The following is an 18,169-nucleotide window of genomic DNA, read 5'->3' on the forward strand; positions in this document are numbered from 1 at the left end:
TGACCGCCACGCATCAGACGCCTACACCGCGTGGAAACCGCGACGGGAGCCGACATGCCAGACCTTTACGCCTACACAGACGGAGCCTGCTCGGGCAATCCCGGCCCCGGTGGCTGGGGCGTACTCATGCGCGCCATGGACGGTGACAAGATCGTCAAGGAACGCGAGTTGAAGGGCGGCGAGGCGCAAACCACCAACAACCGCATGGAACTGATGGCCGCAATTTCGGCGTTGGAATCGCTCAGCCGCGCGACCGAGATCACCATCGTGACCGACAGCAACTACGTCAAAAACGGCATCACCGGTTGGATCTTTGGCTGGAAGAAAAACGGCTGGAAGAACGCCGCCAAGAAGCCGGTCAAAAACGCCGAGCTTTGGCAGCGGCTGGATGCGGCGAACGCGCGGCACAATGTGACGTGGAAATGGGTCAAGGGCCACGCCGGCCACCCCGAAAACGAACGCGCCGATGAGTTGGCCCGCGCGGGCATGGCCCCGTTCAAACCGGGCGGCAAGAAGTGAGCCTGCTGGCCCTGCTCGACTATGCCGCCGTGCTGGTCTTTGCCATCACCGGCGCGCTGGTCGCCAGCCGGGCGCAGCTTGATATCGTGGGCTTTGCCTTTATCGCCTGCCTGACCGCTGTGGGCGGCGGCACGATCCGCGACCTCCTGCTCGACCGCAATCCAATCTTCTGGATCGAAACCCCTAGCATGCTCGGCGTGGCCATCGTGGCCGCGCTGGTGGTTTTCTTTACGGCGCATCTTCTGGAAAGCCGCTTTCGCACGTTGATCTGGCTCGACAGTCTGGCGCTGGCTGTTGCCGTCGCGGCGGGCGTGGGTGTGGCGATGTCGCAAGAGCAATCCGCGCCGATCATCATCGTCATGGGCATGATCACCGGCTGCATGGGCGGACTAATGCGCGACGTGGTGGTGGGCCAATTGCCACTGGTGCTGACCCAAGGGGAGCTTTACGCCAGCGCGGCGCTCTCCGGTGCCGCTGTGGCCGTGCTGCTGGCGCCTTATTTCGACGGGACGCTCTACCCGCTATTGGCCTGCGCCGCCACCACTTGGGTGCTGCGCGCCGGATCGCTTTATTTCGGCTGGCACCTGCCGGTCTACAAAAGCACCCCGCCGAAAAGCTGAGCGCTCAAGCCGCGCTCAGCTTTATGCCCACGGCGATCTGCGCGCCGCGTTGAAACACATCCACATCCTGCACGCCCTTGCCAGCACGCTGCAACCGCGTGAGCCGCACCGCACCGTCGCCGCAAGCGATGCGCAGGTCATCTGACAGCACTTCGCCCGCCGCGCCAGTGCCTTCGTCCAGCACCGAACCCAGCACCTTCACCCGCTGGCCGCCGATCTCGAACCACGCCCCGGGAAAGGGCGACAGTCCGCGGATCATGCGATCCACCTCAACTGCGGGGCGGGTCCAGTCGATGCGGGACTCGGCCTTGTCGATTTTAGCCGCGTAGGTCACGCCCTTTTCGGGCTGAGGCTGCGGGGTAAGCTGCAACAGTTGTGACAGCGCCTTGTTGATCGCCACCGCGCCCATGGCGCTCAGTCGGTCGTGCAACTCCGCCGTGGTCTCGGCCGCGCCGATCTCCGTCTCTTCGCAGAGCAGCACGGGCCCAGTGTCCAATCCCGCTTCCATCTGCATGATGCAAACGCCGGTCTTTGCGTCCCCCGCCATGATCGCACGGTGAATGGGCGCGGCCCCACGCCAGCGCGGCAAGAGGCTCGCATGGATGTTCAGGCAACCGTGCTTCGGCGCGTCCAGAATGACCTGCGGCAGGATCAGTCCGTAGGCCACAACTACCGCCGCCTCGGCACCAAGTTCTGCGAATTCTTCCTGCGGTTCGGGGTGTTTAAGCGACACCGGATGCCGCACCAAAAGGCCAAGCGCCTCGGCGCGTTGCTGCACCGGGCTGGGGCGGGGTTTCTTGCCGCGTCCGGCAGGGCGTGGCGGCTGGCAATAGACTGTGCAAATGTCATGCCCGGCCTGCACCAGTGCATCGAGTATCGGCACCGAAAAATCAGGCGTGCCCATGAAAATCAGTCGCATCTGTTCACTCCTGACGGACAGCGCCTTTTGGGCTGTCAGCCGTTCTGTTTACGTGCTTTGCGCAACAGCATGTCGCGCTTGGTTTTGCTAAGGTTGTCGAAATACATCTTGCCCGCCAGATGGTCGATCTGGTGTTGCACGCTGACGGCCTCAAGCCCGACGAAATCACGCTCTATTTCTGCGCCCATCTCATCAAGGAACCGCACCTTCACGCCGCGGGGGCGGCGGATCACGGCGCTGAAACCGGGCAGGTTCGGGCTGGCCTCCTCATAGGGGTGCAGCACGGCAGAGGCGTCGATAATCACCGGGTTCGCCAGCCGGATGCGCTTGTTGCGCGCCTCGGAGGCATCGACCACCGCGACCTGCAACATCACCCCAATCTGCGGCGCGGCAAGGCCGACGCCGGGCATGGCGTCCATCGTCTCGATCATATCGTCCCAAAGCGCGCGGATTTCATCCGTCACCGCCTCAATGGGTTCAGCGGGGCTGCGCAGTCGTTTATCGGGCCATGCAACGTAGCGGCGTAGGGTCATTGGGCGTTGAACTCCGCAATCTTGGCGGCGCGGGTGTCCGCATCCAAATGATCGAATGTCACCACACCATCAAGGTGATCCATCTCATGCTGCGCGATCAGCGCGGCGGCACCCTCAAAGCTTTGGACATAGCGGCCACCGTTCAGCCCGGTCCAAACCATCTGAACCTGCGACGGGCGCGAGATGTCGGTGCTGATGCCGGGGATGCTCAGGCAGCCTTCGGTATTGGTCACGCGCTCTTCGCCGATTTCTTGAAACATCGGATTGATGCAGACCAGCGGGTCGGATTTGTCTTCCTTCCAGCCCGCATCCATCACGAAGATCCGCAGCATCGCGCCGACCTGCGGCCCGGCAAGGCCCCGCCCCGGCGCGGCATACATCGTCTCCAACATATCGGCGGCCAGCTTTTCGATCTCTGGCGTGATCTCTTCGATCGGCGCGCAGGTCTCGGCCAGACGCGGGTCGGGCCAGCGAAGAACCTCCAGCACGCTCATCCGCGTGCCAACTCGCGTTTCAGCTTCACCATCTTGCGGGTGATCATCTGACGCTTCAGCGGCTTGAGGTAATCGATGAACAGTTTCCCATCGAGGTGGTCAATCTCATGCTGCACGCAGGTCGCCCAAAGCCCGTCGAAAGACTCCTGCTGCTCTTTGCCGTCGCGGTCGAGCCAGCGGACCTCAACCTCAGCGGGGCGGGTCACATCGGCGTATTGCTCAGGAATGCTCAGGCAGCCTTCTTCATAGGTGCTGAGGTCATCCGATGAGGCCACAATCTCAGGGTTGAACATCAACAGCGGGCGCGGCGCTTCGCCCTCTTCCTTGACGCAATCGAGCACAATGACACGGCTCAGCACGCCGATCTGCGGCGCGGCAAGGCCGATGCCCGGCGCATCATACATGGTGGTCAACATATCATCGCCCAGCACGCGCAACTCGTCGCTGAGATCGGCGACGGGGGCTGCGGCTTTCTTGAGCCGTGGATCGGGGTGCAAAAGGATCGGGCGTTTCATCCCGCTCATTTAGGCCATGGCCGGGCATCGCGCAACCGGGGGCTTGCAGCGCCTGTGGCAGCCGTTAGCTTGGCCGCAATATCAGGAGAGACCAGCATGAGCTTTGACGACATCATCGACCGGCGCGGCACCCATTGTGCGAAATGGGACAAGATGGAAGCGATCTATGGCGTGCCCGCAGACAGCGGCATCGCCATGTGGGTGGCCGATATGGATTTTCGTCCGCCCCAAGTGGTGCAGGACGCGCTGCAGGCCCAGATCGACCACGGGGTGCACGGGTATTTCGGCGATGACAGCAAATACCTCGCCGCGATCCAGTGGTGGATGGAAAACCGCCACGGCTGGAAGGTCGACGCCGATGCGATCTTTACCACCCACGGTCTGGTGAACGGCACCGCGATGTGCGTCGACGCCTTCACGCAGCCCGGCGATGGCGTGGTGCTGTTCACTCCGGTCTATCATGCTTTTGCCCGCGTGATCAGCGCGGCAGATCGGCGCGTGGTGGAATGCCCGCTGACCAATGCCTCGGGCCGTTACGAGATGGATTTCGACGCCTATGACGCCCTGATGACCGGGGATGAGAAAATGGTGATCCTCTGCTCGCCGCATAACCCCGGTGGCCGGGTCTGGAGCCGTGAGGAGCTGCAAGGCGTGGCCGATTTCGCGAAGCGGCATGACTTGGTACTGGTCTCGGATGAGATTCACCACGATCTGGTGATGCCGGAGCACAAGCACATCCCCATGGCACATATCGACGGGATCGAAGACCGTCTGGTGATGATGACCGCCACGACCAAGACCTTTAACATCGCAGGCGGCCACACTGGCAACGTCATCATCCACGATCCCAAGCTGCGTGAACGCTTTGCCCAGCGCATGGCGGCTTTGGGCGTCTCGGCGAACTCCTTCGGGCTGATTATGGCAACGGCGGCCTCTACGCCCGAAGGGGCCGCTTGGGTGGATGAGTTGACGGCCTATCTCGACGGCAACCGAAAGCTGTTCGACGAGGCGGTTAACGCGATTCCGGGGCTAAGCTCGATGCCGCTGGAATCGACCTATCTGGCTTGGGTGGATTTTTCCGGCACCGGAATGGCGCCCGCAGAGTTTCAAGAACGTGTTGAGAAAAGCGCCGCCATCGCTGCGAACCACGGCGCGACATTTGGCACCGGCGGCGAAACCTTCATGCGCTTCAACCTCGCCACGCCACGTGCACGGGTCGAAGAAGCTTGCAAGCGGCTCACCAAAGCCTTCAGCGATCTGCAATAGAATGGAAAATGGCGCGGCGGGGCTGACCCGCCGTGCCCATGCGCGTTAGGCGCGACCGTCTTCGATCAGACCCAGCGGCGCATCACTGGCGCGTTCAAAATCAAGCGGCGGTCGGTCCGCCACGGCGGTCGCGCGCTTGAACTCATACTGCATTTCACCTGCGTCTTCCTCGCTCGCCACGATCAGACATTGGAACAGATGCAGGCTGCCATCATAGAGATCGACCAGCCCGCGTAACTTGGGCGCGTCTTCGGCATCAACGGAAAAACCGGTCTTCCACATGCGCAGCACGCGGTAGACATCACCGCCCACCTCAAGCCGCAAGCGTGACCCTTTGCGCAGGCTTTCCATGCGCGCGGCATCAAGACCCGCTTGTATTTCCTTGGTCAGAAATTCTTCCATGATCTTCCCCCCGCTGATGCCTTCTAAGCTGGGCTAAAACGTAGGAAATTCAAGTTAAGAATTGATGACGTTTGGGCAGTCTGCGCCAGCGCAGGGCGGCTGCGCGCCCATGAAGATGTGCAGTCCGCGCGTGTGGCCCTAGATATATCCTCAAATGCGTAAAGGAGAACAAGATGGGCCTTTTGGTTGACGGAAAATGGCAAGACAAATGGTATGATACCAAATCCTCAGGCGGCAAATTTGAACGCAGCGAAGCGCAGTTTCGCAACTGGGTGACCGCCGATGGCAGCGCCGGACCGAGCGGCGACGGCGGGTTCAAGGCAGAATCGGGCCGCTATCACCTCTATGTCAGCTATGCCTGCCCTTGGGCACATCGCGCGCTGATCTTCCGCCAATTGAAGGGGCTGGAGGATCACATCGACGTCTCGGTCGTGCATCCAGACATGCTGGGCGAAGGCTGGACCTTTAACACGGATTTCCCCGGCGCCACCGGCGATACGCTCTTCGGCCTGCCCTATGCCCGCGACATCTATACCCGCGCCGATCCCAATTTCACGGGCCGCGTCACCGTGCCGATCCTCTGGGACAAACAGCGCGGGACCATCGTCAGCAACGAGAGCGCCGAGATCATCCGCATGCTCAACAGCGCCTTTGATGAAATCACCGGCAATAGCGATGACTACTACCCCGCCCCCCTGCACGACCGCATCAAAGAGATTAACGCCCGCGTCTATGACACGCTCAACAATGGCGTCTACAAAGCCGGCTTCGCCACCACGCAGGAAGCCTATGACGCCGCCGTGCATCCGCTTTTCGACACATTGGATTGGATCGAAGACATCCTGTCGCAGAACCGCTACCTCGCGGGCGACAAGATGACCGAGGCCGACTGGCGGCTCTTCACCACGCTGGTGCGCTTCGACAAGGTCTATCACCTGCACTTCAAGTGTAACCGCAACCGGATCGTCGATTACCCGAACATCTGGGCCTATACGCGCGAGCTCTATCAGGTGCCGGGCGTGGCCGAGACGGTGAACTTCGACCATATCGTGCGGCACTACCACTACAGCCACGACACGATTAACCCGCATCGGATCATCCCGATCAACCCGGTGCTGGATTTCGACGCGCCGCACGGGCGCAGCTGATCGCTCCTCCCCCTGCCTGCCTTGCGGAAGGCGCTTGATCGCGTAGCGCTTTTGCGCTTTCACCGCAGCAAGAACGGCAGGGGGATCATCATGCAACAGCCAGACAAGCGCGACCACGGCGGCGGTGTCGATGCGGCAGCGGCGCGTTTCGGCGGGGAGCGGGCGGAGTGGATCGACCTGTCGACCGGGATCAATCCGCAGCCCTATCCGATCCCCGCCCTGCCTGCTGAGGCGTGGAACGCGCTCCCCGATGCCGCAGCGCAAACCGCGCTGGAGGATGCCGCCCGCGCCTTCTGGAAAGTGCCAGCGGATGCTGCGCTGCTGGCCGTGCCGGGCGCATCCTCGGCCATCGCGCGCATTCCGGCGCTGGCACCGAAGGGCACCGTGCGCATCCCCGGCCCCACCTACAATGAACATGCCGCCAGTTTCGCCGAGAGTGGCTGGCAGGTGGTCGAAGAGGGCAACACCGACGCCGCTGTCCATGTTCACCCCAACAACCCCGACGGGCGGCTTTGGGATGCAGCAGAAGTCACCGGCCCCTTCAGTATAATTGACGAGAGTTTTTGCGACATCACGCCCGATGCCACCCTCATGGCGCAGGCAACGACACCCGGCACGCTGATCCTCAAAAGCTTTGGCAAGTTCTGGGGGCTGGCCGGGTTGCGGCTGGGCTTTGTCATCGGTGATCCGGCCTTGGTGGCGGAACTTCGGCGGATGCTTGGCCCATGGCCGGTGAGCGGCCCAGCGCTGCATATCGGCGCGGCGGCGTTGCGCGATACGGATTGGGCCGACGTCACGCGAACCCGGCTCGCCACAGAGGCAGAGCACCTCGATACCCTGATGACCGGCGCAGGCGCGCAAATCGTCGGCGGCACCCCGCTTTTCCGGCTTTATGAGGTCGATGACGCGCAAGCTTGGCAAACCCGCCTCGCCCAGCATCACATCTGGACCCGCGTCTTCCCCTATAACCCACGCTGGCTGCGCCTTGGCCTACCGCCCGCCGAAGGATGGGCGCGGCTGGAGCGGGCGCTGGCATGAGCACGGCGGCGGTCCTTGCGCTGGCCATGCTGCTGGACGCGGCCTTTGGAGAGCCGGACTGGCTCTGGCGTCGCCTGCCGCATCCGGCGGTGCTGATGGGGCGGCTGATCGGCTGGGGAGATCGTCGGTTGAACCACGGCCAAGCCCGCCGCGCCATGGGCGTGGCGCTGCTGCTGGCGCTGATGATCGGGATGGCGTGCCTTGGCTGGGCGCTGAGCCTTCTTGGCCCGCTGGCCGAGATCATCATCGCCGCCATCCTGCTGGCGCAACGCTCCCTCGTCGAACACCTGCGCGCCGTGGCCGACGGTCTGCGTCAGTCGCTGGCCGCAGGCCGCCGCGCCGTCGCGATGATCGTCAGCCGCGACACCGCTGCGATGCCGCCAAAGGCCGTCGCCCGCTCCGCCATCGAAAGCGGCGCGGAAAACCTCAGCGACGGGATCATCGCGCCTGCCTTTTGGTTCCTGCTGGGCGGTCTGCCGGGTTTGCTGGTCTATAAGATCGTTAACACCGCCGACAGTATGATCGGCTACCGCACCCCGCGCTACGCCGATTTCGGCTGGGCCGCGGCGCGGATGGATGACCTGCTGAACCTCGCCCCGGCACGGCTGACTGCGCTGCTCATCGCGCTCCCCGGTGGGGTGCTGCACCATTGGCGCACCATTCGGGCGGATGCGGCGCTGCACCGCTCGCCCAACGCCGGTTGGCCAGAAGCCGCCATGGCGCGGGCCATAGGTGTGGCCCTCGCCGGTCCGCGCAGCTATGATGGGCAGGTGCAGCAGTTTCCTTGGGTGCACGGCGCGGGGGCGCGCGTCATTGGACCTGCGGAGATCGATGCGGCCATCACCCGCCTCTGGCAGGCATGGTTGGTGATGTGGGCAATCGCCCTAGTTCTGGCCTGTCTGTGACTATGAGGATATCCATGCGCCCCACTTTTCTAGCCGCCACCCTTGCGGCCCTCACCCTTCCCGCCAGCGCCTATGCGCAAGCCACCTGCGGCGGCGGTTTCTCCAGCTTCATCGCCGAGGCCAAGACCGAGGCCGTGGCAAGTGGCGCCGACCCCGCCAAGGCTGATCGGTTTTTTGCAGGTCTGCGCCAAGACCCTGCCGTGCTGCGCGCCGATCAGGCGCAGGGCGTATTTCAAAAGCCCTTCATCGAATTCTCGCGGCACCTGATCTCCAACGACCGGATTAACCGGGGCCGCGCCATGGCCGAGAAATACGACGCGGTCTTTGACCGGGTTGAATCCGAATACGGCGTCAGCCGTGGCGTACTGCTGGCCTTCTGGGCGTTCGAGACTGACTACGGCGCGATCCAAGGCGACTTTAACACCGCCAATGCACTGGCCACGCTGGCCCATGACTGCCGCCGCCCCGAGTTGTTCCGCCCGCAGCTTTTCGCGGCGTTGGAGCTCTTCGAGCGCGGCGAATTTGATCCAGCCACCACCACCGGCGCTTGGGCGGGTGAAATCGGCATGGTGCAAATGCTGCCGCGCGACATCATCGAAAACGGTGTGGACGGCGACGGCGATGGCGAAGTCTCGCTAAAAACCTCTGCCCCCGATGCGCTGCTGTCGGGTGCGAAAATGCTGCAAAGCCTTGGCTGGCGCGCAGGCGAACCTTGGTTGGCCGAAGTCTCCCTCCCGCAAAACTTCGACTGGTCGCAAAGCGGGTTGGAGACCACCAAACCCGTCAGCGAATGGCAAGCGATGGGCGTCTCCCCCCGCAACGGGCCGCTGACCGAGGGGCTGACCGCCTCGGTCCTGTTGCCACAAGGGCGTGGCGGGCCGGCCTTTATCGCTTATCCGAATTTCCGGGTTTATTTCGAGTGGAACCAGAGCTTTACCTACGTCATGACCGCCGCCTATTTCGCCACGCGGCTGGAAGGCGCACAGGTTTTCGACGCAGGCAATCCGCAACCGGGGCTTAGCGGCGACGCGATGAAAACGCTTCAGCGCAAACTGCAATCCATGGGCTATGACGTGGGCGATGTGGATGGCATCCTCGGCTCCGGCACCCGCACCGCGGTACGCGCCGAACAGAAACGCCTAGGCATGCCCGTCGATGGCTGGCCCACGCCAACACTGCTGAACCAACTGTAAGGAGAAGACCCCGATGGCCCTCAAGAAAACCGCTGCCCAAATGGTCTCTGAGGCCCGTGCCCGAATCGAAGAGATCGACAGTACTGAGGCCATCGCCATGCTGGACGACGAAAACGTGCAATTCGTCGACCTGCGTGATCCCCGCGAACGCGAGCGCACCGGGTTCATCCCCGGTGCGTTCCACTGCCCGCGCGGCATGTTGGAGTTCTGGGTCGACCCCGACAGCCCCTATTTCAAAGAAGTCTTTGCCCAAGACAAGAAATACGTCTTTCACTGCGCCTCCGGTTGGCGCTCGGCCATCTCGGTCGCGACGCTGCAAGACATGGGCTTTGACGCCGCACATCTGAAGGACGGTTTCGGCGGCTGGGAAAAAGCTGGCGGCCCAAAAGAGGGCGGAAAGGTCGAGAAGCCGTAACCCACAGGCTTTGATCTGGCCTCCCTCTCGCAAAGCTGCCACAAGTTCTGCAACGTCAAAGGAGAGACAGAATGACCGAGATCAAACGCCACCACACCAACACCCGCATGAGCCAAATCGTCGAGCATGGCGATGTGATCTACCTTGCCGGTCAGGTCGGCACGGCGGGTGCGGATGTGGCCAAGCAAACCCAAGATTGTTTGGACAATGTCGATGCTCTGCTGGCCGAAGTGGGCAGCGACAAGACCCGCATCCTGCAATCGACCATTTGGCTGGCCGACATGGCCGACTTCGCCGCGATGAACGCCGTTTGGGACGCTTGGGTGCCCGAAGGTCACGCCCCCGCCCGCGCTTGTGGCGAATCCAAACTCGCCACGCCAGAATATCTGGTCGAAGTGCTGGTGATCGCGGCCAAAGCCTGAGCCATCGCCCCCGTCCTGTCATGGGGCGTGGGGCCTTTGCCGGACACCTCAGATGACCCCCTGCACCCTCACCGCCCTGTCGGACCTCGCCACGCTCGACGTTGATACCATCATCGACGTTCGCGCCCCGTCGGAATTTGCCGAGGATCATCTGCCCGGCGCCATCAACCTGCCCGTCTTGTCGGATGCCGAACGGGCCGAGGTGGGCACAATTTACAAACAAGTCAGCCCCTTCGATGCCCGCAAGATCGGTGGCGCCTTGGTGGCACAAAATACAGCGCAACACCTGCAAACGGCGCTTTCGGGCAAAGACGGTAGCTGGCAGCCGCTGGTCTATTGTTGGCGCGGCGGGCAGCGGTCGGGGGCGTTTTCGACGATCCTCGATCAAGTCGGTTGGCGCGTGCAACTGCTGCAGGGTGGCTATCGCAGCTATCGGCGGCTGGTGGTCGCGGCCTTATACGACACGCCTATGCCCCACCGTCTGATGTTGATCGAAGGCGGCACCGGCACGGCCAAGACGCGGCTGCTGCACCATCTGCGCGATGCTGGTGCACAGGTCCTGGACCTTGAAGGTTTGGCGCAGCATCGCGGCTCGTTGTTCGGCGCCATGGAAGGCGGACAGCCGCATCAAAAGATGTTTGAATCGCGTCTGGCACAAGCGCTCACGCCGCTGGACCCGGCGCAGATCACATGGGTTGAGGCCGAAAGCAGCAAGATCGGCGGGATCACCCTGCCGCCCGCGCTCTGGGCCGCGATGATCGCCGCACCACGGGTTGAGATCAGCGCACTGCTTGCCGAGCGGGCACATTTCCTCTGCCGTGCCTATGACGATCTGACTGCCGACCCCGCGATGCTGGAAGAATGCATCGACAGGTTGCGACCCTATCATAGCGCCGAGACCATCGCCGCATGGCAAACACAGGCCCGTGCGGGCGACTGGGCTCCGCTCGCCGAAGGGCTGATTGGCCAACATTATGACCCGCGCTATGCCAAAACCGCCAGCCGCAACCCTGCGCCGTTGGTGCAGCTTGCGCTGAGCGACCTGAATGACAGCACTCTGGCGCAGACCGCCGCCGCTCTACACGCTCGGTTCAACGCAAGCGAATAGCTGATGCGCCAGCCTCCAACCGTCCGATAATATGACCAGTAAGCCCTTCCGCCTCTAACCGCTCCTGCGCGGCCTGCGCCGCGGGCTCGGACAAAGCGGCTAGCAAACCTCCAGCGGTTTGCGGATCGTGCAAAAGGGGGGACACCGGGCCCGCCGCGCTGATCGGTGCATCCGCTTGGTTTACGGACAAGAGGGAGGACGCCACCCCCTGATCCGACAGTGTCTGCGCCCCCGGATAGAGCGGTATCGCATCGGCCCAAAGCTCTGCCGCCAGCCCCGAGGCACGACAAATCGCCTGCACATGTCCGGCCAAGCCAAAGCCGGTTACATCCGTCATCGCATGGGCGCTGGCCAGTATCTCCGCCTCCCGCGCCTGCGGCGTGGCCATGACGCGCAGCGCCTCTGCAACGACCCGCCCCGGCGCATTGCCCGCCATATGCCCGGCAAGGATCACGCCCGCGCCGATGGGCCGGGTCAGCATCAACACATCCCCCGGCTGCGCGCCGCCCACGCCAATCGGCATTTCGTCTCGCGTGCCGGTGACTGTGAACCCGATGGTCAGTTCCGCGCCCATTGTGGTGTGGCCGCCGACAATCTGCGCGCCTGCGGCACCCATCACTGCCTCCGCGGCAGCTGCGATCTCTCGCAACGTCCGGGCCTGCAATGCAGGCGACATGCGGCGCATGATTATTGAACTGAGCGCCACCTGAGGTTTGGCGCCCATAGCCCAAACATCGCCCAAAGCATGCACCGCCGCTATCCGCGTCATCAGTGCCGGATCTTCGATAAAACTGCGCAGGTGATCCGTGCTCATCACCTGAAAACCGCCGCCCGGTTGCCGCAAGATCGCCGCATCATCCCCCGCGCCGGTAACAATATCGCCCGTGACTCGGGGCTGCATCTTGGCCAAGAGGTCACCCAGCACCGCGCCGCCCACCTTTGCCCCGCATCCACCACAAAGTGGCTTGCCCGCCAGCGCGTCCTGCACGCCCAAAGCCAATCGTCCGATCGGCGCTTCGCTTTTCATCGCAGGCAGATCATCTAGCTGATCCATGAATTTCCGGTCGATCCGGTCTTTCCAATGCCATAGCAACGCCCCGCCAAGGGCGAGCCCGTTCCGCTCAGCCACGGCGGATTTACCGCCCAATGAAATAAGTTTGAGATAATGTTTCTGCGGTTTGAACGCCCGCCGCGCGCCGCCGCTCAGTGCGGCCCGTAGATTATCATGCAGCACCGGCGCTGCCCGCACGGCAAAAACCCCGGCCTTGGGGCGCGGTGTGGCCTCCATATGTGCGCAATCGCCCACGGCAAAAAGCGCTGCATCATCTACCACGCCCAAATCAGCGCCCACTCGGATGAACCCACTGTGCAGCGGAAGATCAGTCTGCGCGAGCCAGCCATGCGGCACCGCCCCCGCCGCACCTACGCAAAGCGCCGCCGGGATCGGGGCGCACCCCTCCACGATTAGTGCTGCGCCCGTAATCCGCGTGACCTCTGCCCCAAGCGCAAGGCCCACCCCCAGACCCGCCATGCGCCGACGAACCATCGCTTCCGTCCGGGGGGCCATGCCGGAAAGCTGCGGCCCGTGTTCCACCACCGTCACCGCAGGCTGCGCCCCGGCCTGACGCAGGGCAAATGCCATCGCCATCGCCAACTCGCAGCCCGCCACACCGCCGCCGATCACGGCGACTTCGGGCGGCAGATCGCCTGTTTTCACCGCGGCCAAGAACGCCCGCCAGCGCGCGGCATAGATATCAAGCGGCTTGGCCGCGACGGCGTGTTCGGCAAAACCCGGCAGGTCCATCTTTGCCGTGATGCCAACATCGATCGAGGCCACGTCATAGGCCACATTCCCATGCCCGCTGACAGCAATCTCTTGCCTCGTGCGGTTAATGGCGGTCGCATGGCCAAGTATCAGTCGCGCCCCCGCGTGGCGGCACAGGCGCATCAAGTCGATCTCAAGCGCATCGCGCCCGTAGTGGCCCGCAATATGACCGGGCAACATGCCCGTATAGGGCGCGGTCGGGCCGGGATTGATGACCGTCAGCCGCGCACCGGGCAGCGGGTCCATCCCCCATTTGCGCAGCACCAACGCATGGGCATGACCGCCCCCCACCAGCACCAGATCCCGCGTCAGGGGCAGATCACCTTGCACCAGTTTGCCTCACTCTCTCATATTAACCGTTGGATATTGCTAACCGAACACGCGCGGGCACGCCATCGGCATGACCAAGTTGTGAGGGGGCCGTGGGCACGTTCAGACGGCATTTCCCCGCCCATTCGCACCTGCAAAGGCCCCAAACCTGTAAAAAGGGTGACATTCTACCCGAAAACCCCCATGTACATTCCATCCCTGACCCTCTACCGACGGTCGGATTCCTTTGCCGTGGCTGGTAGCACCCCACGTGCCCGCCCCCCGCACAAACGTTCAAGACAGGACAGCCTTCGTGATCCAGACTATTGCCGATGCCCTTGCCCAACAGGGTTATGAAACACTTACCGCCGTTCAGGAGGCCGTCACAGACCCCGCGCTGAACGATCAAGACCTTCTGGTTTCGGCCCAAACCGGGTCGGGCAAAACGGTGGGCTTTGGCCTCGCCATCGCGCCGACCCTTTTGAGTGATGACACCCATTTCGGCCAAGCGGGCGCACCGCTGGCGCTGATTATCGCGCCCACGCGCGAATTGGCCATGCAGGTCAGCCGCGAGCTGACGTGGCTTTATGGCAAAGCGGGCGCGGTGGTCACCACCTGCGTCGGTGGCATGGACACCCGGACCGAGCGCCGCGCGCTGGACCGTGGCGCGCATATCGTCGTCGCCACGCCGGGCCGCCTGTGTGACCACATCAAACGCAACAACATCAACCTCGACGCGATCCGCGCCGTGGTGCTGGACGAAGCGGATGAGATGCTCGACCTTGGTTTCCGCGAAGACCTTGAGTTCATCCTCTCCGAATCCCCCGAAGAGCGCCGCACGCTGCTGTTCTCGGCCACTGTGCCCGCCGCCATCGCCAAGCTGGCGAAGTCCTACCAGCGCGATGCGCAGCGCATCACCACTGTGAGTGAAGCCAAACAGCACAGCGACATCGAATACCGCGCGCTGAACGTGCACCCACGCGACATTGAAAACGCCATCATCAACGTGTTGCGCTTTTACGAGGCCAAGAACGCCATCGTGTTCTGCAACACCCGCGCCGCCGTGGCGCGCCTGACCACACGGTTCACCAACCGGGGGTTCTCGGTCGTGGCGCTGTCGGGTGAGCTGACGCAATCCGAACGGACCAACGCGCTGCAAGCGCTGCGCGACGGGCGTGCGCGGGTCTGTATCGCCACCGATGTCGCCGCACGCGGCATCGACCTGCCGAACCTTGAACTGGTTATTCACGCCGATCTGCCCAGCAACTCTGACACGCTGCTGCACCGTTCGGGCCGGACAGGCCGCGCCGGGCGCAAGGGCGTCTCTGCCCTGATCGTGCCTGCGAAACTGCGCAGCAAGGCGAACCGTCTGATCGGCGGCGCGAAGCTGAAAGTGGAATGGGCGGCACCGCCCTCTGCTACCGAAGTCAACGCCGCAGACGAAGCCCGCCTGCTGGCCGATTCCGCATGGTCCGATCCGATCCCAGAAGACGCCGAAGGTTTTGTCGCCAATCTGGTCGAGCAATTCTCGGCAGAGCAGCTGGCCACCGCCTTCGTCAACCTCTACCGCGCGCGCCAATCTGCGCCGGAAGAACTGGCAGAACCCGGTGCACCCGGCGACGACAAACCGCGCCCGGCCTTTGGCAAATCGGTCTGGTTCTCGATCTCGACCGGTCGCAATGACGGGGCCGAGCCGCGCACGCTGCTGCCAATGCTGTGCCGTCGCGGTGATCTGACCAAAGACGACATCGGCGCGATCCGTGTGCAGGGCAGCCACAGCTTTGTCGAAGTGCTGGAAACCTCGGTTCCCGGCCTGCTGAGCGCACTTGGCGGTGACATGAAACTGGAAGAAGGCGCGGTGTTGACGCAGCTCGACAAAGCCCCCGATCTGGCCCGTGGTCCGAAACCGGGCGGCAACCGTGGCCCCAAGCCGGGTGGCGGCTACAAGGGTGATCGCGACCGTGGCCCGCGCCCGCCGCGTGATAACTACGATCCCGATGCCGCCCCCGCCCCGCGCAAACCCCGCGCCAAAGCGGCGGATGGCCCCGGTGCGGCGTCGTTCGATAAGCCCAAATACGACAAGCCCAAGTTCGACAAACCGCGCGCCCCGAAAGGCGAACGCCCGCCAAAGTCCCACAAGACAGAGCGCAGCCCGATGAAACCCGGTGCCACGCCCAAACCTAAGTCAGGCGGCGAAACAACCGGCAAGCCCAAGGCGAAAGCCGTTTGGAAAAAGGAAAAGCCCGCAGGCGATGCACCGCGCAAAGGCAAGGGCAAGCCGACAACCTCGGCCACCACGCCGGGCGGCGAGAAGTCGTACAAACGGGCGTCCGACCCGTCCAAACGCTTCACCCCGCCGAATAAGATCGGCAAGCAGGGCGGCAAGGGCGGCCCGAAATCGAAGTAAACTTAAACGCCGGGGCATCACCCCGGCGTTTTTGTGTAGGGCCGCGGACTTTTTTAAAAAGTCCGCCCCGATTTCTTTAAAAGAAAACTGCGCCGACGGCTGGCCTTAAGGAACAAACCCAACTGGCACTACTTGCGGCGCGACTTTCGCGGTGATGTGTTACGCACATTCCCCGCCTCTGCGCGGGCTTCATTCGTGGGTTCGCCCACCCGCACAGAAAGGTTTGCCCCATGGACGGCAATTTTAACGAGAACGACATCTCCCGCGTTGTCGAAGCCGACCGCGCGCATATCTGGCACCACCTGAGCCAGCACAAACCCTATGAAACGACCGACCCGCGCATCATTGTCGAAGGCAAGGGCATGCGGGTCTGGGACCAAAAGGGCAAAGAGCACCTCGATGCCGTGTCCGGCGGTGTGTGGACGGTGAACGTGGGCTATGGCCGCGAAAGCATCGCCAATGCCGTGCGCGATCAACTGATCAAGCTGAACTATTTCGCCGGGTCCGCAGGCTCGATCCCCGGCTCGCATTTCGCGGAAAAGCTGCTGGATAAGATGCCCGGCCTTGATCGCGTCTATTACTGCAACTCTGGCTCCGAGGCGAATGAGAAAGCCTTTAAAATGGTGCGCCAGATCGCGCACAAGCGTTACGGCGGCAAGAAGCACAAGATCCTCTACCGCGACCGCGACTACCACGGTACCACCCTCGGCTGCCTGTCGGCGGGTGGACAAGACGAGCGCAACGCACAATACGGCCCCTTCGCCCCGGGCTTCGTGCGGGTGCCGCATTGTCTGGAATATCGCAGCTTCGAACAAGACGGCGCGCCGCAGGAAAACTACGGTACCTGGGCTGCCGATCAGATCGAAAAAGTGATCCTCGCCGAAGGGCCGGAAACCGTCGGCGCGCTTTGCCTAGAGCCGGTGACAGCAGGCGGCGGCGTGATCTGCCCCCCCGATGGCTATTGGGAGCGCGTGCAAGAGATTTGCCGCAAGTATGACATCCTATTGCACATTGATGAGGTCGTCTGCGGCGTCGGACGCACCGGCACTTGGTTCGGCTATCAACACTATGGCATTCAGCCAGACATGGTGACCATGGCCAAAGGCGTTGCCTCGGGCTATGCCGCCATTGCCTGTCTGGTCACGACCGATGCGGTGTTTGACATGTTCAAAGACGACGCGAGCGATCCGTTGAACTACTTCCGCGACATCTCGACCTTTGGTGGCTGCACCGCTGGGCCGACGGCGGGCATCGAGAATATGAACATCATTGAGCGTGAGAACCTGCTGGAGAACACCACCAACATGGGCCACTACATGTTGGATCAGTTGCACGCGCTGGCCAACAAACACGCAGTGATCGGCGATGTGCGCGGCAAGGGGCTGTTTTTGGGTGCCGAACTGGTCACCGACCGCGACAGCCGCGCCCCAGTTGAGGAAAAGCGCATTCAAGCCGTCGTCGGGGACTGCATGGCCCAAGGGGTGATCATCGGGGCCACCAACCGCTCGCTGCCGGGCAAGAACAACACGCTGTGTTTTTCGCCCGCCCTGATCGCCTCGCGCGATGATATTGATGAGATCATCACAGCGGTAGATGGTGCATTGGGCCGAGTTTTCGCTTCGGCGTAAAACCGCGCCTTCATGCGCGCGAAAGGCAGCATCGGTTGACCCGGTGCTGCCTTCCTCTATCTAAACTCATGTCTTGCCCGAACATGACATCGCCTCGAAAAATTACTGCGTTCTACCGCTCTGGAAGTTTTTCTGAAAATGTATCGCTTTCGCGGGAACCTCTTCCAACCCCCCCGCGTTGGCAAATGAGTAAACTGGGAGAAAGACATGAAGAAGTTTCTTATCGCAATTCCGATGATCGCTGGTCTCGCCGCTTGTGACGGCACCACCTCCAACCAAGGTGCTTTGACAGGTGCGGCTCTCGGTGCTGCCACCGGTGCTGCCGTTTCAGGCGGTGATGACAAGGTGCAGGGTGCGATCATTGGTGGTCTCGCTGGTGCCGCTGCTGGCAACTACATCGGCCAGACACAATCCGGCAAATGCGTGTACCAAAACTCCAATGGTCAGCGTTACACCGCAGCTTGCCCATAAGCGGCTGACATCGCGCGTTTTCGCGCCAAGGG

At 62.8% G+C, this 18,169-nt stretch carries 19 protein-coding genes; 13 read left to right on the plus strand and 6 right to left on the minus strand.

Annotated elements, in window-relative coordinates; all coding sequences use genetic code 11:
* Positions 1–54: 54 nt before the first annotated feature.
* Together rnhA and DSM110093_RS15955 are read left to right on the plus strand one after the other, a co-directional pair.
* Positions 55–519 (plus strand): ribonuclease HI, encoded by a 465-nt coding sequence (gene rnhA, locus DSM110093_RS15950; RefSeq protein ID WP_120351974.1) that lies wholly within the window; start codon positions 55–57, stop codon positions 517–519.
* Positions 516–1,139, plus strand: a complete 624-nt coding sequence (locus tag DSM110093_RS15955) for a trimeric intracellular cation channel family protein (RefSeq protein ID WP_243265985.1) — start codon at positions 516–518, stop codon at positions 1,137–1,139. The genes rnhA and DSM110093_RS15955 overlap by 4 nt, the downstream gene beginning before the upstream one ends.
* Before the next feature lie 4 nt (positions 1,140–1,143).
* On the opposite strand, the gene fmt is transcribed toward DSM110093_RS15955, so the two are convergent.
* From fmt to def (DSM110093_RS15975), 4 genes are read right to left on the minus strand one after another with little or no spacing between them, the layout of a single operon-like run.
* Positions 1,144–2,058, minus strand: coding sequence for a methionyl-tRNA formyltransferase (gene fmt / locus DSM110093_RS15960; RefSeq protein WP_243265986.1), 915 nt, complete (start codon positions 2,056–2,058; stop codon positions 1,144–1,146).
* 35 nt (positions 2,059–2,093) lie between these two features.
* Positions 2,094–2,591 carry a peptide deformylase gene (gene def, locus DSM110093_RS15965; protein ID WP_243265987.1) on the minus strand — a complete coding sequence of 166 codons (498 nt, stop codon included), beginning with the start codon at positions 2,589–2,591 and terminating at the stop codon, positions 2,094–2,096.
* On the minus strand, positions 2,588–3,085 hold the full coding sequence (def, locus tag DSM110093_RS15970) for a peptide deformylase (RefSeq protein WP_243265988.1): 498 nt from the start codon (positions 3,083–3,085) through the stop codon (positions 2,588–2,590). Before def (DSM110093_RS15970) ends, def (DSM110093_RS15965) begins: the two co-directional genes overlap by 4 nt.
* Positions 3,082–3,600, minus strand: a complete 519-nt coding sequence (gene def / locus DSM110093_RS15975) for a peptide deformylase (protein ID WP_243265989.1) — start codon at positions 3,598–3,600, stop codon at positions 3,082–3,084. Before def (DSM110093_RS15975) ends, def (DSM110093_RS15970) begins: the two co-directional genes overlap by 4 nt.
* Before the next feature lie 96 nt (positions 3,601–3,696).
* Here def (DSM110093_RS15975) and DSM110093_RS15980 point away from each other — a divergent pair, with 96 nt between their 5' ends.
* A complete protein-coding gene (locus tag DSM110093_RS15980; RefSeq protein ID WP_243265990.1) occupies positions 3,697–4,866 on the plus strand; it encodes a MalY/PatB family protein in 1,170 nt (389 codons plus the stop codon).
* 45 nt (positions 4,867–4,911) lie between these two features.
* Here DSM110093_RS15980 and DSM110093_RS15985 read toward each other — a convergent pair whose 3' ends face one another.
* The gene (locus DSM110093_RS15985) at positions 4,912–5,268 is read right to left on the minus strand and encodes a hypothetical protein (RefSeq protein WP_243261650.1); all 357 of its coding nucleotides are present in this window, start codon (positions 5,266–5,268) and stop codon (positions 4,912–4,914) included.
* A gap of 173 nt (positions 5,269–5,441) precedes the next feature.
* On the opposite strand from DSM110093_RS15985, the gene DSM110093_RS15990 reads away from it, so the two are divergent.
* The 7 genes from DSM110093_RS15990 to mnmH all read left to right on the plus strand — a co-directional run bounded on the left by DSM110093_RS15990 (position 5,442) and on the right by mnmH (position 11,497).
* The gene (locus DSM110093_RS15990) at positions 5,442–6,416 is read left to right on the plus strand and encodes a glutathione S-transferase family protein (RefSeq protein WP_243265991.1); all 975 of its coding nucleotides are present in this window, start codon (positions 5,442–5,444) and stop codon (positions 6,414–6,416) included.
* 90 nt (positions 6,417–6,506) lie between these two features.
* The gene (gene cobD / locus DSM110093_RS15995; RefSeq protein WP_243265992.1) at positions 6,507–7,454 is read left to right on the plus strand and encodes a threonine-phosphate decarboxylase CobD; all 948 of its coding nucleotides are present in this window, start codon (positions 6,507–6,509) and stop codon (positions 7,452–7,454) included.
* Positions 7,451–8,359 carry an adenosylcobinamide-phosphate synthase CbiB gene (gene cbiB / locus DSM110093_RS16000; RefSeq protein WP_243265993.1) on the plus strand — a complete coding sequence of 303 codons (909 nt, stop codon included), beginning with the start codon at positions 7,451–7,453 and terminating at the stop codon, positions 8,357–8,359. Before cobD ends, cbiB begins: the two co-directional genes overlap by 4 nt.
* A 14-nt stretch (positions 8,360–8,373) precedes the next feature.
* On the plus strand, positions 8,374–9,552 hold the full coding sequence (locus DSM110093_RS16005) for a lytic murein transglycosylase (protein ID WP_243265994.1): 1,179 nt from the start codon (positions 8,374–8,376) through the stop codon (positions 9,550–9,552).
* 13 nt (positions 9,553–9,565) lie between these two features.
* Positions 9,566–9,967, plus strand: coding sequence for a rhodanese-like domain-containing protein (locus DSM110093_RS16010; protein WP_243265995.1), 402 nt, complete (start codon positions 9,566–9,568; stop codon positions 9,965–9,967).
* 71 nt (positions 9,968–10,038) lie between these two features.
* Complete coding sequence (locus DSM110093_RS16015) at positions 10,039–10,389, plus strand: RidA family protein (RefSeq protein WP_243265996.1); 351 nt, start codon at positions 10,039–10,041, stop codon at positions 10,387–10,389.
* A gap of 52 nt (positions 10,390–10,441) precedes the next feature.
* Positions 10,442–11,497 (plus strand): tRNA 2-selenouridine(34) synthase MnmH, encoded by a 1,056-nt coding sequence (gene mnmH, locus DSM110093_RS16020; RefSeq protein ID WP_243265997.1) that lies wholly within the window; start codon positions 10,442–10,444, stop codon positions 11,495–11,497.
* Here the strand turns inward: mnmH and selD are convergent.
* The gene (gene selD, locus DSM110093_RS16025) at positions 11,481–13,655 is read right to left on the minus strand and encodes a selenide, water dikinase SelD (RefSeq protein ID WP_243267736.1); all 2,175 of its coding nucleotides are present in this window, start codon (positions 13,653–13,655) and stop codon (positions 11,481–11,483) included. The two genes, mnmH and selD, sit on opposite strands and share 17 nt — an antisense overlap.
* A 289-nt stretch (positions 13,656–13,944) precedes the next feature.
* Here selD and DSM110093_RS16030 point away from each other — a divergent pair, with 289 nt between their 5' ends.
* From DSM110093_RS16030 to DSM110093_RS16040, 3 genes are all read left to right on the plus strand, one after another.
* Positions 13,945–16,038, plus strand: a complete 2,094-nt coding sequence (locus tag DSM110093_RS16030) for a DEAD/DEAH box helicase (protein WP_243265998.1) — start codon at positions 13,945–13,947, stop codon at positions 16,036–16,038.
* Between the two features lie 230 nt (positions 16,039–16,268).
* The gene (locus DSM110093_RS16035; protein WP_243265999.1) at positions 16,269–17,666 is read left to right on the plus strand and encodes an aminotransferase class III-fold pyridoxal phosphate-dependent enzyme; all 1,398 of its coding nucleotides are present in this window, start codon (positions 16,269–16,271) and stop codon (positions 17,664–17,666) included.
* A 207-nt stretch (positions 17,667–17,873) separates the two neighbouring features.
* On the plus strand, positions 17,874–18,137 hold the full coding sequence (locus tag DSM110093_RS16040) for a glycine zipper 2TM domain-containing protein (RefSeq protein WP_093927409.1): 264 nt from the start codon (positions 17,874–17,876) through the stop codon (positions 18,135–18,137).
* Positions 18,138–18,169: the final 32 nt, after the last annotated feature.

Source organism: Sulfitobacter sp. DSM 110093 (assembly GCF_022788715.1).
Lineage (GTDB): Bacteria > Pseudomonadota > Alphaproteobacteria > Rhodobacterales > Rhodobacteraceae > Sulfitobacter.

Bases quoted from the DNA above. Each gene is read 5' to 3' on its own strand.
- rnhA (WP_120351974.1), top strand. From the start codon at position 55: ATGCCAGACCTTTACGCCTACACAGACGGAGCCTGCTCGGGCAATCCC.
- fmt (WP_243265986.1), bottom strand. From the start codon at position 2,058: ATGCGACTGATTTTCATGGGCACGCCTGATTTTTCGGTGCCGATACTC.
- def (WP_243265987.1), bottom strand. From the start codon at position 2,591: ATGACCCTACGCCGCTACGTTGCATGGCCCGATAAACGACTGCGCAGC.
- def (WP_243265988.1), bottom strand. From the start codon at position 3,085: ATGAGCGTGCTGGAGGTTCTTCGCTGGCCCGACCCGCGTCTGGCCGAG.
- def (WP_243265989.1), bottom strand. From the start codon at position 3,600: ATGAAACGCCCGATCCTTTTGCACCCCGATCCACGGCTCAAGAAAGCC.
- DSM110093_RS15980 (WP_243265990.1), top strand. From the start codon at position 3,697: ATGAGCTTTGACGACATCATCGACCGGCGCGGCACCCATTGTGCGAAA.
- DSM110093_RS15985 (WP_243261650.1), bottom strand. From the start codon at position 5,268: ATGGAAGAATTTCTGACCAAGGAAATACAAGCGGGTCTTGATGCCGCG.
- DSM110093_RS15990 (WP_243265991.1), top strand. From the start codon at position 5,442: ATGGGCCTTTTGGTTGACGGAAAATGGCAAGACAAATGGTATGATACC.
- cobD (WP_243265992.1), top strand. From the start codon at position 6,507: ATGCAACAGCCAGACAAGCGCGACCACGGCGGCGGTGTCGATGCGGCA.
- cbiB (WP_243265993.1), top strand. From the start codon at position 7,451: ATGAGCACGGCGGCGGTCCTTGCGCTGGCCATGCTGCTGGACGCGGCC.
- DSM110093_RS16005 (WP_243265994.1), top strand. From the start codon at position 8,374: ATGCGCCCCACTTTTCTAGCCGCCACCCTTGCGGCCCTCACCCTTCCC.
- DSM110093_RS16010 (WP_243265995.1), top strand. From the start codon at position 9,566: ATGGCCCTCAAGAAAACCGCTGCCCAAATGGTCTCTGAGGCCCGTGCC.
- DSM110093_RS16015 (WP_243265996.1), top strand. From the start codon at position 10,039: ATGACCGAGATCAAACGCCACCACACCAACACCCGCATGAGCCAAATC.
- mnmH (WP_243265997.1), top strand. From the start codon at position 10,442: ATGACCCCCTGCACCCTCACCGCCCTGTCGGACCTCGCCACGCTCGAC.
- DSM110093_RS16035 (WP_243265999.1), top strand. From the start codon at position 16,269: ATGGACGGCAATTTTAACGAGAACGACATCTCCCGCGTTGTCGAAGCC.
- DSM110093_RS16040 (WP_093927409.1), top strand. From the start codon at position 17,874: ATGAAGAAGTTTCTTATCGCAATTCCGATGATCGCTGGTCTCGCCGCT.